Origin of the sequence: Streptomyces sp. NPDC101181, assembly GCF_044767975.1 — a bacterium.
Classification (GTDB): Bacteria; Actinomycetota; Actinomycetes; order Streptomycetales; family Streptomycetaceae; genus Streptomyces.
On sequence record NZ_JBIWOX010000001.1, the window covers coordinates 766,868 to 781,014 of the forward strand.

The 14,147-nt window shown below is 71.7% G+C and carries 15 protein-coding genes; 7 read left to right on the plus strand and 8 right to left on the minus strand.

Annotated features, from left to right (window positions below; translation table 11 throughout):
• Positions 1–4: 4 nt before the first annotated feature.
• The 5 genes from ACIRRU_RS03295 to hemL form a co-directional block, all read right to left on the minus strand.
• The gene (locus ACIRRU_RS03295) at positions 5–760 is read right to left on the minus strand and encodes a cytochrome c biogenesis CcdA family protein (protein WP_403675464.1); all 756 of its coding nucleotides are present in this window, start codon (positions 758–760) and stop codon (positions 5–7) included.
• Between the two features lie 4 nt (positions 761–764).
• A complete protein-coding gene (locus ACIRRU_RS03300) occupies positions 765–1,367 on the minus strand; it encodes a TlpA family protein disulfide reductase (RefSeq protein WP_403675467.1) in 603 nt (200 codons plus the stop codon).
• 67 nt (positions 1,368–1,434) lie between these two features.
• Positions 1,435–2,709 (minus strand): hypothetical protein, encoded by a 1,275-nt coding sequence (locus ACIRRU_RS03305; RefSeq protein WP_403675470.1) that lies wholly within the window; start codon positions 2,707–2,709, stop codon positions 1,435–1,437.
• 441 nt (positions 2,710–3,150) lie between these two features.
• On the minus strand, positions 3,151–3,876 hold the full coding sequence (locus ACIRRU_RS03310) for a histidine phosphatase family protein (RefSeq protein ID WP_403675473.1): 726 nt from the start codon (positions 3,874–3,876) through the stop codon (positions 3,151–3,153).
• Positions 3,873–5,144: a glutamate-1-semialdehyde 2,1-aminomutase gene (gene hemL, locus ACIRRU_RS03315; RefSeq protein ID WP_363201327.1), complete on the minus strand. Its 1,272-nt coding sequence runs from the start codon at positions 5,142–5,144 to the stop codon at positions 3,873–3,875. Before hemL ends, ACIRRU_RS03310 begins: the two co-directional genes overlap by 4 nt.
• A 328-nt stretch (positions 5,145–5,472) precedes the next feature.
• On the opposite strand from hemL, the gene ACIRRU_RS03320 reads away from it, so the two are divergent.
• Together ACIRRU_RS03320 and ACIRRU_RS03325 are read left to right on the plus strand one after the other, a co-directional pair.
• Positions 5,473–6,057, plus strand: coding sequence for a hypothetical protein (locus tag ACIRRU_RS03320; protein WP_363201092.1), 585 nt, complete (start codon positions 5,473–5,475; stop codon positions 6,055–6,057).
• Positions 6,058–6,371: 314 nt separating this feature from the next.
• The gene (locus tag ACIRRU_RS03325; protein WP_403675476.1) at positions 6,372–6,623 is read left to right on the plus strand and encodes a hypothetical protein; all 252 of its coding nucleotides are present in this window, start codon (positions 6,372–6,374) and stop codon (positions 6,621–6,623) included.
• A gap of 162 nt (positions 6,624–6,785) precedes the next feature.
• Here ACIRRU_RS03325 and ACIRRU_RS03330 read toward each other — a convergent pair whose 3' ends face one another.
• Positions 6,786–7,493: an AAA family ATPase gene (locus tag ACIRRU_RS03330; protein ID WP_403675477.1), complete on the minus strand. Its 708-nt coding sequence runs from the start codon at positions 7,491–7,493 to the stop codon at positions 6,786–6,788.
• Between the two features lie 164 nt (positions 7,494–7,657).
• Complete coding sequence (locus tag ACIRRU_RS03335) at positions 7,658–8,200, minus strand: hypothetical protein (protein ID WP_403675479.1); 543 nt, start codon at positions 8,198–8,200, stop codon at positions 7,658–7,660.
• Positions 8,201–8,425: 225 nt separating this feature from the next.
• Between ACIRRU_RS03335 and ACIRRU_RS03340 the strand changes: the two genes are divergently transcribed.
• The 4 genes from ACIRRU_RS03340 to ACIRRU_RS03355 all read left to right on the plus strand — a co-directional run bounded on the left by ACIRRU_RS03340 (position 8,426) and on the right by ACIRRU_RS03355 (position 11,851).
• A complete protein-coding gene (locus ACIRRU_RS03340; protein ID WP_403675480.1) occupies positions 8,426–9,184 on the plus strand; it encodes an SDR family NAD(P)-dependent oxidoreductase in 759 nt (252 codons plus the stop codon).
• A gap of 413 nt (positions 9,185–9,597) precedes the next feature.
• Positions 9,598–10,338: a GntR family transcriptional regulator gene (locus ACIRRU_RS03345; RefSeq protein WP_403675483.1), complete on the plus strand. Its 741-nt coding sequence runs from the start codon at positions 9,598–9,600 to the stop codon at positions 10,336–10,338.
• Positions 10,339–10,463: 125 nt separating this feature from the next.
• Positions 10,464–11,144 carry an HAD family hydrolase gene (locus ACIRRU_RS03350; protein ID WP_403675486.1) on the plus strand — a complete coding sequence of 227 codons (681 nt, stop codon included), beginning with the start codon at positions 10,464–10,466 and terminating at the stop codon, positions 11,142–11,144.
• 95 nt (positions 11,145–11,239) lie between these two features.
• Positions 11,240–11,851: a dihydrofolate reductase family protein gene (locus tag ACIRRU_RS03355; protein ID WP_403675488.1), complete on the plus strand. Its 612-nt coding sequence runs from the start codon at positions 11,240–11,242 to the stop codon at positions 11,849–11,851.
• Positions 11,852–11,895: 44 nt separating this feature from the next.
• On the opposite strand, the gene ACIRRU_RS03360 is transcribed toward ACIRRU_RS03355, so the two are convergent.
• Entirely contained in the window at positions 11,896–13,089 is a 1,194-nt protein-coding gene (locus ACIRRU_RS03360) for an RtcB family protein (RefSeq protein ID WP_403675491.1), read from the minus strand.
• A 163-nt stretch (positions 13,090–13,252) separates the two neighbouring features.
• Between ACIRRU_RS03360 and ACIRRU_RS03365 the strand changes: the two genes are divergently transcribed.
• A complete protein-coding gene (locus ACIRRU_RS03365) occupies positions 13,253–14,140 on the plus strand; it encodes a DUF3558 domain-containing protein (RefSeq protein ID WP_403675493.1) in 888 nt (295 codons plus the stop codon).
• The last annotated feature ends 7 nt before the right edge of the window (positions 14,141–14,147 follow it).

Genomic DNA, 14,147 nt, shown 5'->3' on the forward strand with positions numbered 1-14,147 from the left:
GAACTCAGATCCCCACAACGAAGCCGCTGGACCAGCTCTGCATCTGCTGCATGAGCGTGGCCCACACTCCGGTCAGCAGCAGGATTCCGGTCACGATCATCATGCCGCCGCCGATCCGCATCACCCAGGCGTAGTGCCGCTTGACCCAGCCGAACGCGCCGAGCGCCCTGCGGAAGGCGACGGCGGCCAGGACGAACGGGACGCCGAGTCCGAGACAGTACGCCACGGTGAGGACCGCGCCGCGTCCGGCGGTGCCCTCGTTGAAGGCGAGGGTGCTCACGGCGGCGAACGTCGGGCCCATGCACGGCGTCCAGCCGATCCCGAAGAGCGCGCCGAGCAGCGGCGCCCCGGCCAGGCCGCTCACCGGCCGCTTGTGGATGCGGAACTCGCGCTGTGTGACGCCCGGCAGGAACCCCATGAAGAAGACGCCCATGAGGATCATGAGGACGCCGAGGATCTTGTTGATCAGCTCGGCGTGCATCTGGAGCTCACGGCCGAAGTAGCCGAAGAGCGCTCCGCCCGAGACGAAGACGACGGTGAAGCCGAGGACGAACAGCGCGGCGCCCGTCACGACCCGGCCGCGGCGGGCCTCGGCCAGGTCGGTGCCGGTGACCCCGGTGACGTAGCTCAGGTAGCCGGGGACGAGGGGCAGGACGCAGGGCGAGAAGAAGGAGATGAGACCGGCGAGCAGGGCGATGGGCAGGGACAGCAGCAGGGTCCCGCTCAGGACGGTCTCGTTGGCCGCGGCGAGCGTGGTCACCTGATCACTTCTCCGCGATGATCGGATCGACCATCTCGCGCAGCTGGTCCGCGTCGAGCGCCTGGAGCGTACGGGCCGCGATCCTCCCGTCCCGGTCGATGATCACGGTGGAGGGGATCGCCTGCGGGTTCAGGGTGCCCTTGGGGAAGCGGAGGATGAGCTTGCCGATCGGGTCGAAGAAGCTCGGGTAGGTGATCCCGAAGTCCTTCTCGAAGTTCACCGCGGCGTCCCGCTGGGCGTCGCGGGTGTTAATCCCCAAGAACTGGACGCCCTGGTCCTTCGTCTCCTCGGAGACCTTCGCGAAGTACTTCGCCTCCAGGCGGCAGGGGCCGCACCAGGAGCCCCAGACGTTGAGCACGACGACCTTGCCCTTGAAGCGGGCCAGGTCGAGCGGCTTGCCGTCCAGGCCGTTGCCCTCCAGCTTCGGGGCCGTGGCCCGCTCGCTCTTCGCGACGGTGGAGATGCCCCCGCTGCCGGTGACGAAGTTGGTGTTGCCGCCGCCCCCGGCCTTGTTGCCGTCGCCGCACGCGGTCAGCGTCAGGGCACCGGCCAGGGCGGTGGCGGCGAGGAGGGTGGAGCGGCGTCGGAGTGCGCGGCCAGAGCTCATGTGAAAAGTTTCGCATGGCAGTTCCGGCGATCTCCCTCACCCCCCTTGCTGCCCGTAAAGCCCCTTGTCAAGCCTGTTTAAAGAAGGAGTTCCAGCCACCGGCGGGCGCCTGTCCGACCTCCAGCGAGCGGAGCTTGGTGAGAACGGCGGGGTCCTGGACGTCGAGCCAGTCGACGAACTGCCGGAACGAGACGAGGCGCACGTCCTTCTTGCCCGCGACTTTCCTGATCACTTCTTCGACGGCGTCCATGTAGATACCGCCGTTCCACTCCTCGAAGTGGTTGCCGATGAAGAACGGCGCGCGATTCGACTCGTAGGCGCGCTGGAAACCGGCGAGATATGCCTCGGTGGCCTGCTTGCGCCAGCCGGGATAACGCGAGGGCATCCCCTTCGTCGAATTCTGCGACTGGTTGGCGAGGATGTTGTAGTCCATCGAGAGCACCTCGAAGGAGTGCCCGGGGAACGGCACCGCCTGGAGCGGCAGGTCCCAGACGCCGTCGCGCTTCACCGGCCACATCTGGCGTCCGCCGGGCGAACTGGCGTCGTAGCGCCAGCCCAGTTTGCCCGCGGTCGGCAGCAGGTTGTCCTGGCCGAGGAGGCACGGGGTGCGGCCACCGACCAGTTCCTTGCGGTAGTCGAACGGCAGCGGGTCCTCGTTCTCCCAGCCGGTGTTCGTCTTCCATTCCGTGACGAACGACACAGCCTGGTCGATCTCGCTGCGCCACTGCTCGGGCGTCCAGCGCTCCACCGAACCGGAACCGCCGCAGAAATGCCCGTTGAAGTGGGTGCCGATCTCGTGGCCGTCGAGCCAGGCCTGACGTACGTACTTCAGGGTGTCCTTGACGTGGGCGTCGGTGAGATAGCCGATATCGGATGCGCCGCGGGGATTGTTCGGCGGGCGGTAGAGGGATTTCTTCGACTCGGGCAGCAGATAGAGCCCGGAGAGGAAGAAGGTCATGGCCGCGTCGTGTTCCTTGGCCAGGTCGAGAAAGCGCGGGAAGAGCCCGTTGCCGACCTCGCCCGCCCCGTCCCAGGAGAAGATCACGAACTGCGGGGGTTCCTGGCCGGGTTCGAGGGGGACGGGCGCGTCGGGCTGGCGCGGCTGCTTGCCGGTGTCAGCGGTGGAGCCGTCACCGATCGGCCGGACCTTCTTCTTCGGAGAACCGTTTCCGCTGCCCTTGTCCCCGCTGCCGTCACCACCGGCACCGGTGTCCCCCTTGCCGCCGTCGTGACCGGAGCCCTCGCCTTCGGAAGAGCCCAGGGCCCCACAGCCGACGAGCCCGATCGCGGCCGCAGCACCGAGCCCGGCCCCGAGCAGCCCCCTCCTGTTGATGTCGCGCATACCGTCCCCATCTGCGGTCGTTTTACCTCAAGGTCATACAAACTGCTGAGGGGTGAGAGGGGACGAGCGACACAACGGTTCCGCTGATGCGGGGACTTTCTCTACCTTTTACCTGGTGACGGGCCGTCGCCTCCGGCGCACCCGGGCGGCGGGCGCGCACCTCGTTCCGTACCGTCGTCCCCCGGTCTGCGGAAGGACGCGCGCGGACCCCCGCGCCGTTCCCGAAGCGGGCCGCCGGATCGGCTTCCCCGTGAGGTGCGTCTCCTACGCGGACCGGGGCACCGCGCGCCGAAGACGTACGGGACCGCCCGCCGCGGTGCGCGGCAGCCGGTCCCGTACGCCCCCGCATCCCGTACGTCCGTACGTACGTCCCGTCTCATCGCGCCGGGGAGTTACGTACCGTCTTCGAGCGCTGGGGCGGCGCCTCCATTACGCCCGCGGTTACGCCCCGAACGCCTTCGACTGCCCCTGGGCGGCCCTGCCCCTCGCCGGCTTCGCGCCGGCCAGCAGATGCGGGGGCACCAGGTCCCGGGCCGGCTCGGAGTAGCCGACCGAGACGATCGTGTCGCCCCGGTAGGTGAAGGTGGTCAGCGAGGCCAGGGTGCACTGCCGCTTGCGCGGGTCGTGCCACAGGCGGCGACGCTCCACGAAGGAGCGGACGATCCAGATCGGCAGCTGGTGACTGACACAGACCGCCTCGTGACCGCGGGCCGCGTCCTTCGCGGCGTCCAGCGCGCTCATCATGCGGACGACCTGCTCGACGTACGGCTCACCCCAGGACGGCTTGAACGGGTTGGTGAGGTGCTTCCAGTTGTCCGGCTTGCGCAGGGCGCCGTCGCCGACGCCGAAGGTCCTGCCCTCGAAGATGTTCGCGGCCTCGATGAGCCGGCCGTCGGTGGCCAGGTCCAGGCCGTGCGCCTTGGCGACGGGGGCGGCGGTCTCCTGGGCGCGCTCCAGCGGGGAGGCGACGACGTGGGTGATGTCGCGCTTCTCCAGGTGCTCGGCGACCCGGTCGGCCATCGTCCGGCCGAGGTCGGAGAGGTGGTAGCCGGGACGGCGGCCGTAGAGGACGCCGTCGGGGTTCTCCACCTCGCCGTGCCGCACCAGGTGCACCACGGTCAGCTGCTCGTCGCGGCCGGCGTCCGCGCCGTTCACGTTCTGGCTCATGCGGTGGCCTCCGATGCGGCGCGGGCGGCGGCGGGCAGGGCGGCGGCGACGCGCTCGACCGCCCGCTCGTCGTGGGCGGTCGAGACGAACCAGGACTCGAAGGCGGAGGGCGGCAGATAGACGCCCTGCTCCAGCATCGCGTGGAAGAACGCGGTGAAACGGAAGGCGTCCTGCTGCTTGGCGTCGTCGTAGTTCCGCACCGGGCGGTCGGTGAAGAAGACGGAGAACATGTTGCTCGCGGCCGATACGGTGTGCGCCACGCCCTCCTTGGTGAGGGCGTCGCCCACCAGGGCGCGCAGCTCGGCGGAGACCGCGTCGAGCTTCGCGTACGCCGCGTCGTCGAGCAGCCGCAGCTGGGCGAGACCGGCGGCGGTGGCGACCGGGTTCCCCGAGAGGGTGCCCGCCTGGTAGACCGGCCCGGCCGGGGCGAGGTGGGCCATCACGTCGGCGCGGCCGCCGAAGGCCGCGGCGGGGAAGCCGCCGCCCATGACCTTGCCGAAGGTCATCAGGTCGGGGCGGACACCGTCGACGCCGAACCAGCCCGCCTTCGACGTACGGAACCCCGTCATGACCTCGTCGGAGACGTACAGCGCGCCCTCGGCCGCGCACAGCTCCTTGAGCCCGGCGTTGAAGCCGTCGGCGGGCGGGACGACGCCCATGTTGCCGGGCGAGGCCTCGGTGATCACACAGGCGATCTCGCCCGGGTGAGCGGCGAAGGCGGCCCGCACCGCGTCCAGGTCGTTGTACGGCAGCACGACCGTGTCCCCGGCCGTGGCGCCGGTGACCCCGGGGGTGTCGGGCAGCCCGAAGGTGGCCAGGCCCGACCCGGCGGCGGCGAGCAGGGCGTCCACGTGGCCGTGGTAGCACCCGGCGAACTTCACCACCTTGGCCCGGCCGGTGAAGCCGCGGGCCAGCCGGATCGCCGACATCGTCGCCTCGGTCCCCGAGGAGACCAGGCGGACCTGCTCGACGGGCTCGATCCGCGCCACGATCTCCTCGGCGAGCGCGACCTCGCCCTCCCCCGGCGTACCGAACGAGGTGCCCCGGGCGACCGCCTCCTGGACGGCGGCGATGACCTCCGGGTGGGAGTGGCCGAGAATCATCGGCCCCCACGAGCAGACGAGGTCGACGTACTCACGGCCGTCGGCGTCGGTGAGGTACGGGCCGGTGCCGGACACCATGAACCGGGGCGTACCGCCCACGGCCCGGAAGGCACGCACGGGAGAGTTCACGCCGCCGGGCGTCACGACGGACGCCCGGTCGAACAGCGACTGCGAAACTGGGGCTTCGTATGAATACGCCACTTTGGTCCTGATCTGCGATGCGGATGTCGGGAGGCCGGGCCGGAACGTCACAGGTGAATCCCGGCCACCGGTGAGCAGGGGGCGCCCTCCGCTCGTATCACGAAAGAGCGTCGGTCCCTCGCGTCTGCGAAACTGGGCCGACACAGGGAAAGCTCACACGTGCCATGGTGTCAGAGGCGCCGGCGGTCTTGCGGACAGGTGTTTCACCGCACGCCGGAGGGGGAGGTCACTGACACGATGATCGGGTTGCGCGGCGGGGACCGCGCCTCCTCAGAAGTAGTCGGGTGGAGATATGCATCGCGGTGGCGGAGTGGGCGAAGGGACCGACGACCTGGGGCCCGAGCCTGCCCGACGAGGGCGGCACCGGCGCAGGACCGAGCGCGTACACGGGAGGGAGGCGGAGGCGACTCCGGCTCCCGCGAGCAGGAGCGGTGGCGGAATGGGGGTGACCTACAAGTATTTCGGCGCCCCGGACGGCGCGACCGCGGCGCGGGTGCCGATCTCGATGCGCCCGGAGGAGCTGGGCGGCGACGAACTGGGCATGGGCGGCATGTTCACCAAGATCAAGCCGGAGACGGTGGCCGCCATGGTCCTCACCGGCATCCAGGGCATACCCCTGCACAAGGTCCCCCCGCTCGAACTGGTCGTCCTCCACCCCGACTACGCCGTGGTCAAGCTCCCGATGACCGTGGTCGACCCGCTGCGCGGCGTCGGCGAGGAGTCCGTCGGCGCGGCGGCCTTCATCTGGTCCACGGTCCCCGACCGCGGCGGCCCGCGCGACGCGTTCAACGTCTACCAACTGCTCCACCAGTGGCAGGACTTCTCCCACCGCCTGCACGACGCGGGACACCAGGCGTACTGCCTGGTGTGGCCCTGACCTGCCCCGAGCCGGAGTCTTCTCAACGACCGGGCCGCTGAACACGGGACAGCTGAACCAGGAGGACCGGGGCCTGCCCCGCCGCCGGACCTGAACCGGCCATCTCCCCGGTGGGGCCTGAACCGGCCGTCCGGGCCGCCGGACCGGCCGAGAGCTGCCCGTACAGCCGGTCGAAGGGTTCGGACGGGCGCGCCACGTGCATGTTTTCGGTCGGATCTCGCCATTCTCCGAGGGGAATTGGCCGACGACGGGTCTTCAGCCGACCCGCCCGGTGCGCCGATGCACAGGACATCCGACCGTCGTGGAGGTCCGCCGTGGGCGACGTACTGCTGGCCCTGTCCATCCCCGTCCTCGTCTTCGGCGGCGGGATCTACGCGGCCTGCGACTCCTGGTGGCGGCGCGGGCATCCGGCGCCGCCCTCCCCGTACACCCACCGGGCGGCCCGGCTCGCGGAGCGGGAGATGCTGCTCGTGGCGGAGGAGATCGTCGACAGCGCCTACGCCGCGCTCAGGCCCCTCTACGAAGCCCCGCCCGCCCCGAGCCCCGCCGGGCCGCCGCCCGCGTGACGTCGGCGGCCGACGCGGTACGGGCCCCCGGGGGCCCGGAGCAGTGCACCAGACGGGACGACGTCCGCAGCGCCCCCAGCGCCCCAGGCCTTCAGGGCTCTCCCGGCCCTCCCAGCCTTCCGGGCTCTCCCTGCCCTCCGGTCCCTCCGGCTCTCCCAGCTCTCAGCCGAGGACGTGCCGCAGATACGCCTGCGGGTCGGCGAGATAGCGCCGCCAGTGGTCGACCAGCTCCAGATCCGCCCACCGCACCCGCTCCATGCCGTCCTCCCCCACCTGCACGATGTCCGCGCCCGGCAGCGCGGTGAGCAGCGGCGAGTGGGTGGCGCACACCACCTGGCCGCCCGCTTCGACCAACTGGTCCATGTGGCCCAGCAGTTCGAGGCAGGAGGCGAAGGACAGCGCGGCCTCGGGCTCGTCCAGGACGTACAGCCCCGGCAGCGTGAACTTCTCCCGGAACGCGGCGAGGAACCCCTCCCCGTGACTGCGGGAGTCCGGGTCCAGGCTCTCCCGCTCCAACGCGTCCAGGGCGGTCTCCGCGCGCAGGAAGAACCCCTTGCGCGCGGCCCGGCTGCCGACCATCCGCCGCCCCCGGGGCGCGGCGTCGAAGCGGATGCGCTCCCCGAGCACGGACTTGCCCCGCGACGTGGCGTACTTCCAGTCCGCCGAACCGCCGTACGAGTCCAGCCCGAACCCCTCCGCCAGCGCCTCGACCAGCGTCGACTTGCCCGACCCGTTCTCACCGACGAGAAAGGTCACCGGGGCCCGGAACCGCAGCCCCTCGGCGAGGAACTGCCGCACGCAGGGCACGGACCAGGGCCAGGCGTCCGGGTCGGGGTCGTACACATGGGCGTAGGCGCGTTCGACGATCACCCGTCCATGATGGCCCGTCGCAGGCGCTGGTGGCGGTCCGTGCGGGCCCGTCGTCGGCGGTCCGGGCACCCGTCACCCCGACGACCTGCCCCGACGGCCGACGCCACCGCCAGTCCCGCCGACGCCGCGGTGATGGCCGCCGTCACGGCGACGGCCGCCGCCGCTCAGAACGCGTACGCGTCCCCGGTCGACGGCGTCAGCACCGCGTGCTCGTCGTTGCGGGGGTCCGCCTCGCGCGTCCCGCCGTTCCACACCGTGTCCACCCGGAGGACGACCTCGTCCGGCCGCCCCGCCAGCCGCAGGTCCAGCGAGGTCTGCCGGGCCGGGCCCCGGGAGCGCAGCTCCCCCGTCTCGCACAGCACGGCGGCCCTGCCGCCCCACACACAGCCCGGGGGCAGTTGCTGGCGCAGGGCCAGCGGCGCGGAGAGGCGGAGCCGTACTGTCGAGGCCGGTACGTCGGCGGGCCCCCGGTTCTCGGTCCGCAGCCGCAGTTCGATCCGGTCGGCCCAGAGGGTGGCGTGCCCGTGGTGGGCGATGTCCGCGACCGGCGCGGTGACGGCCGGTCCGGGCGCCGCGACGGCCGGTCCGGGCGCCGCGACGGCGGCCGACCCGGCCAGGAGCGCGGCGGTGGCGGTCACGACGGCGGACAGCGGAGCCAGCGGGCCCCTCCGGAGCAGGGCCAGTGGCCGTCTCTTGCGCATCAGCATGCCGGGAACATACCGATCCGCCCGATTAATCCGATGAACACACTGATGGGGCGCGCTCCAGCCCACCCACACGGCCGCACCGACACAGCCGTAGCCGCGCGACCCCACGCCGGACCGTGTCACCCGCGCCCGGTCCCGGCCGTCCCGCCCGACCACACCCGCGTGCGCCCGGTGGCGCCTGCCTATCCTTTTCCCGTAACCGATCAGCTGTCCGAGGAGATCGCCATGGCCGCCACCCCCATCGCCGTCGTCACCGGCGCGAGCAGCGGCATCGGCGCCGCGACCGCCCGTACGCTGGCCGCCGCCGGATTCCGCGTCGTCCTCACCGCCCGCCGCAAGGACCGCATCGAGGCGCTTGCCGCCGAGATCGGCGCGGCGGGCCACCAGGCGACGGCGTACGCCCTGGACGTCACCGACCGGGCGGCGGTGGACGAGTTCGCCACCGCCTTCCGCTCGCTCGCCGTCCTCGTCAACAACGCGGGCGGGGCGCTCGGGGCCGACCCGGTGGCGACCGGCGACCCCGCCGACTGGCGTCAGATGTACGAGACGAACGTCATCGGCACGCTCAACGTCACCCAGGCCCTGCTGCCCGCCCTCACCGCGAGCGGCGACGGCACGGTCGTGATCCTCTCCTCCACCGCGGCGCTCTCCTCCTACGAGGGCGGCGGTGGGTACGTCGCGGCCAAGCACGGCGAGCACGTCCTCGCCGAGACCCTGCGCCTGGAGATCGTCGGCACCCCGGTCCGCGTCATCGAGGTGGCCCCCGGCATGGTCCGGACCGAGGAGTTCGCCACCACCCGCTTCCGGGGCGACACCGAGAAGGCGGCCAAGGTCTACGCGGGCGTCGACGAGCCGCTGACCGCCGAGGACGTCGCGGACACGATCGGCTGGGCCGTGACCCGCCCGAGCCACGTCAACATCGACCTGCTGGTCGTCCGCCCGCGCGCCCAGGCCTCCAACACGAAGGTCCACCGGACGCTGTGAGACGACGGCCCGGAGCCGGTGACTCGTCACCCGCCCCGCACAGTCCCCGGGCTCCGGTCTTCGGTCCTCGACCTTCGGCCGCCGGTCTTCAGCGAGTCACCTGTTCGGACAAGTCATCGCCAGTAAGCCCGCCGAAGCTGGCAGGTGGATGACCGGCAGGTGAAGACTTCGATCCGAAAAAGGCTCAGCTCAGGAGCGTCATCAGTGCATAGAATGACGTTCCGCCGAACTGGGGGGGGCACCAGGACTTCCCGTCGATCGGAACGCCGATTGCGCGCAGCGGCGAGGGTGCGGAACGACTCGCGCGAATGGCATGATCGCCCCGGACCCCACGCGTACCGGCGTAACCCGCGCCCACCGGCGTACCCGCCTACCGCACCGCCTCGAAGCCTCATGACACCCCGGGGAGAGAAGTGACCCGACGGCACCAGCAGATCGCCGAGGAACTGCGCCTCGCCATCGCCGACGGCACCTACCCCGTGGGCTCCGAGCTGCCGTCCGAGTCCGAACTCGCCCTGGCCCACGGCGTGTCGCGCGGCACCCTCCGGCAGGCCTTCGGCACGCTCCAGGCGGAGGGGCTGATCGGCTCCCGGCAGGGCGCCCGCCGCACCGTCCTGTCCACCACCCCCAGCCAGAGCTTCACCGAACTGCGCAGCTTCGCCCAGTGGGCCAGGGCGGGCGGCCGCACCCCCGGTGGCCTGGTCCGGGGCTCCCGCCACGCGAAGGCCACCGAGGCGGAGGCCGCCCGGCTCCACCTCGCCCCCGGCGAACCGGTCCTCCACGTCCTGCGCGTCCGCACCCTGGACGGCGAACCGGCACTCCTGGAGCGCACGGTCTACGCGGGCTGGGTCGCGGCAGCCGTCGAACGCCTCCCGGACGACTGCGAGTCGGTCACCCAGAGCCTGTACGACGAGGCGGGCGTGGTCATGAGCCACGGCGAACACCACCTGGACGCGATCGCCGCGGGCACCACGGACGCCCGGGAACTGGCCGTACGACGCGGCGCCCCGCTGCTGCGGGTGCGCCGCACCACGACCACCCCGGAAGGCCGCCCGGTCGAGACGTCGGACGACCGCTACAAGCCGGAATCGGTGGTGTTCACCGTCCGCAACTCGGTCCAGGTGAACCCGCTGGTGCGTACGGCACCGGAGTGAGGCCCCGAAGGGCTCCGACGAGCCCCCACCACCGGCACACGGCGGCCGGCGACCCGCGCCCCGCAACCCCCCAGCACCCGCCCCCGGCCCCGGCCCCGGCCCCCAGGAACAGTGAGCCCCGCATCATGCCTCCGCTCCCCCGGCATCAGCACCGGCAGCGCCCCCGACTCCCCCGCCCGGCGGCCCTGCTCTGCGACATGGACGGCACCCTCGTCGACACCGAACACGCGTGGCTGGACACCGTCGCCGGGTTCCTGCGCGCGCAGGGCTCCCCGGCGGACGCGGACACCCTCGCCCCGTTCGCGGGTGCGGCGCTCGCTGACGCCGCCGACCGCCTCGTACGCGACGGCCTGACCGCCCTGTCCGCGGCGGAGGCGACCGCCCGGCTGGACCGGGCGTTCACGGCACAGGTGGCGGCGGGGGTGACCGTACAGCCGGGGGCCCTGCGGCTGTTGGACCGGGCGCGGGCACTCGGCGTGCCCACGGCCCTGGTGACGGCGTCGGAGCGGCACGTGGCGGATCTGGTGCTCGACACCCTGGGCCGGCACCGCTTCGACACCTCCGTCGCCTCGGGCGAGGCCCCGCGCGGCAAGCCGCACCCCGACCCGTACCTGACCGCGGCGGCCGCACTCGGTGTCGACCCGCGCGACTGCCTGGCCGTGGAGGACACGCCGACGGGCGCGGCCGCCGCCCTGGCCGCGGGGTGCCGCCTGCTCGCCGTGCCGTCGGTACCCGGCATCGAACCGGGCCCGCGCACGGTCCTGGTCGCCTCGCTGACGGAGGCGGACCTGGCGGGCGCGGCGTAGGGGACACGGGTCCGGCCGCGCGTGCTAGGAAGGACTGCCGCGACGGCCCCGTACCGTCGGACGGCCCCACACCCCGCACAGAGGAGTGCCGCGCGATGAAGCTGGTGGTGCAGGAGTTCCTGACGCTCGACGGTGTCTCCCAGGGGCCGGGAGCTCCGGACGAGGACACCAGCGGCGGCTTCACCCGGGGCGGCTGGTTCGTCCCGCACCTGGACGAGGAGTTCGAGCGGCTGGCCGGGGAATGGCTCGGCGAGGCGGACGCGCTCCTGTTCGGCCGCCGCACCTACGAGAACTTCGCCCGGGACTGGCCGACGATGACCGACCACCCCTTCGCGCCCGTCCTCAACGGCCTGCCGAAGTACGTGGCGTCCAACACGCTGACCGAGGCGTCCTGGGACCCCACCACGATCCTCTCGGGCGATGTCCCCGCCCAGGTGGCCGAGTTGAAGCGCCGCCCCGGCCGGGACCTCCAGATCCACGGCAGCGCCGACCTGGCCCGGTCCCTGCTGGCCGCGGGCCTGGTCGACGAACTGCGCCTGGCCATCGCCCCGGTGGTGGTCGGCGAGGGCCGCCGCCTCTTCCCCGAGGGCGCCGCCCCGACGGCCCTGCGACCGCTCAGCACCCGCACGACCCCGGGCGGCCTGTCGGTGCAGATCTTCACGGTGACGGGCCGCCCGGAGTACGGGACGTACGGGGCGGGGGCGTAGGGGCAGAGCGCGGGGAGCAGAGCGTGGGGGCTGGGCGCGAGGCGTCAGCCCTTGACGCAGATGACCTGCTTGAGCTTGGCGACGACCTCCACGAGGTCCCGCTGCTGCTCCATGACCTGTTCGATCGGCTTGTACGCGGCCGGGATCTCGTCCAGGACGCCGGAGTCCTTCCGGCACTCCACGCCCCGGGTCTGCTCCTCCAGGTCCCGGGTGGAGAAGCGCCTCTTCGCCGAGTTCCGGCTCATGCGGCGGCCCGCTCCGTGCGAAGCCGAGTGGAACGACTTCTCGTTCCCCAGCCCCTTCACGATGTACGAACCCGTGCCCATGGATCCCGGGATGATCCCGTAGTCCCCGGAGCCCGCCCGGATCGCGCCCTTCCGGGTGACCAGGAGGTCCATACCGTCGTACCGCTCCTCCGCCACGTAGTTGTGGTGGCACGAGATGACCGGCTCGAAGGTCACCCGGGCTTTCTTGAACTCCTTGCGGACCACCTCCTGGAAGAGGCCCATCATGATGGCGCGGTTGAATTTCGCGTACTCCTGCGCCCAGAAGAGGTCATTGCGGTACGCCGCCATCTGCGGGGTGTCCGCGATGAAGACCGCCAGATCCCGGTCCACCAGCCCCTGGTTGTGCGGCAGCTTCTGCGCCTGACCGATATGGAAGTCGGCCAGTTCCTTACCGATGTTCCGGGAGCCGGAGTGCAGCATCAACCAGACATGACCTGCACTGTCCAGGCAAAACTCGATAAAATGATTTCCCGAGCCCAGCGTTCCCATCTGCTTCGTGGCGCGCTCCTGCCGGAACCTGACCGCCTCCGCGATCCCCCCGAACCGCCCCCAGAAGTCGTCCCACCCCGCCGTCGGGAACCCGTGCAGCCGTCCCGGGTCCACCGCGTCGCCGTGCATCCCCCGGCCCACCGGAATGGCCTGCTCGATCTTGGAGCGGAGCCGTGACAGGTCGCCGGGGAGATCGTTCGCCGTCAGGGACGTCTTCACCGCGGACATCCCGCAGCCGATGTCCACCCCGACCGCGGCCGGGCACACCGCGCCGTGCATCGCGATCACCGAACCGACCGTCGCACCCTTGCCGAAGTGGACGTCCGGCATGACCGCGAGACCCTTGATCCACGGCAGCGTGGCCACGTTGCGCAGCTGCTGCATCGCGACGTCCTCGACCGACGCGGGGTCGGCCCACATCCGGATGGGGACCTTCGCACCCGGCACCTCTACATACGACATAGCTCCTCGATTCCCCCGAACATACGGAAAGCGCAAAACCGGTGCCAAGGTCGGCGAACACATCGGCCGACCGGCGTCCTCAGCAGTGCGTGCGGTACACATTGTCTCCATCGGCCGCCTCGGAGCGGCAACCGCTTTTCCGTACCGAAGGGAGCCTGGGACGGTGCGACACAAGGCGTACGTACCCGGCGTCGCACTCCTCGCAGCGCTCGCCGTCGGCTGTAGCGCGGGCGGTGACGGCGACGCGAGCGGCGGTGACAGCAAGCCGGGCGGCCCGACGGTGTCGCCCGCGCCTCCCGGCAAGTACCTGACCCTGCCCGCGCCCTGCCGCGCCGTACCGCGCACGACGCTGGGGGACCTGCTGCCCGGGACGGCGGAGCTGCCGGATGCGCAGCGGGACAAGGTGTTCCGCGGGGTCCCGGCCGTCACGCACGACACCGACCGGAAGGTCGGGTGCGGCTGGAAGTCCGACGCCCCGGACGCCACCCGGAGCCTCTCCGTCGACCTGGAGCGGGTCGTCTCCTACGACCCCGCCGTCAGCGACGACGACCGTGCCGACACGGTCTACGGGAAGAAGGAGCGGGCCGCCGACCTGTCGGCGGCGACGCCTGGACCGGACGCGGAGAAGAGCGCCGGGAAGAGCGGGGAAAGCGGCGAGCCGGACCCGGAGAAGGCGAAGCCGACCCCGTCGGACGGTGCCGCCCCGCCCCCCTCGGCGTCGCCCTCGCCGTCCGGCTCCTCCGCGTCCGCCTCGTCCTCCGCCTCACCGGGCGTCGACGGCGGTGGTGACGGCGGCAGCCCGGCCGACGACCTCCGGCCGCGGGTCCTCGACAACCTCGGAGATGCCGCTTTTCTGGACGATCTGCTCACTCGGGCAGGTTCCACCGCACAGCACCGCACGGTGAGCGTGGTGTTCCGCACATCGAACGTGATCGTGACCGTCCGGTACGCCGAGCAGCCCGTGCTCGTCACCAAAGTGCCCGACAGCAGGGAACTCCAGGAGAAGGCCCAGGCACTGGCCCGGAAGCTGGCCGAGACGCTCAGCGAGTAGCGGCCCC

Bases quoted from the DNA above. Each gene is read 5' to 3' on its own strand.
- ACIRRU_RS03320 (WP_363201092.1), top strand. From the start codon at position 5,473: ATGCATCGCGGTGGCGGAGTGGGCGAAGGGACCGACGACCTGGGGCCC.
- ACIRRU_RS03350 (WP_403675486.1), top strand. From the start codon at position 10,464: ATGCCTCCGCTCCCCCGGCATCAGCACCGGCAGCGCCCCCGACTCCCC.
- ACIRRU_RS03300 (WP_403675467.1), bottom strand. From the start codon at position 1,367: ATGAGCTCTGGCCGCGCACTCCGACGCCGCTCCACCCTCCTCGCCGCC.
- ACIRRU_RS03335 (WP_403675479.1), bottom strand. From the start codon at position 8,200: ATGCTGATGCGCAAGAGACGGCCACTGGCCCTGCTCCGGAGGGGCCCG.
- ACIRRU_RS03310 (WP_403675473.1), bottom strand. From the start codon at position 3,876: ATGAGCCAGAACGTGAACGGCGCGGACGCCGGCCGCGACGAGCAGCTG.
- ACIRRU_RS03340 (WP_403675480.1), top strand. From the start codon at position 8,426: ATGGCCGCCACCCCCATCGCCGTCGTCACCGGCGCGAGCAGCGGCATC.
- ACIRRU_RS03305 (WP_403675470.1), bottom strand. From the start codon at position 2,709: ATGCGCGACATCAACAGGAGGGGGCTGCTCGGGGCCGGGCTCGGTGCT.
- ACIRRU_RS03355 (WP_403675488.1), top strand. From the start codon at position 11,240: ATGAAGCTGGTGGTGCAGGAGTTCCTGACGCTCGACGGTGTCTCCCAG.
- ACIRRU_RS03360 (WP_403675491.1), bottom strand. From the start codon at position 13,089: ATGTCGTATGTAGAGGTGCCGGGTGCGAAGGTCCCCATCCGGATGTGG.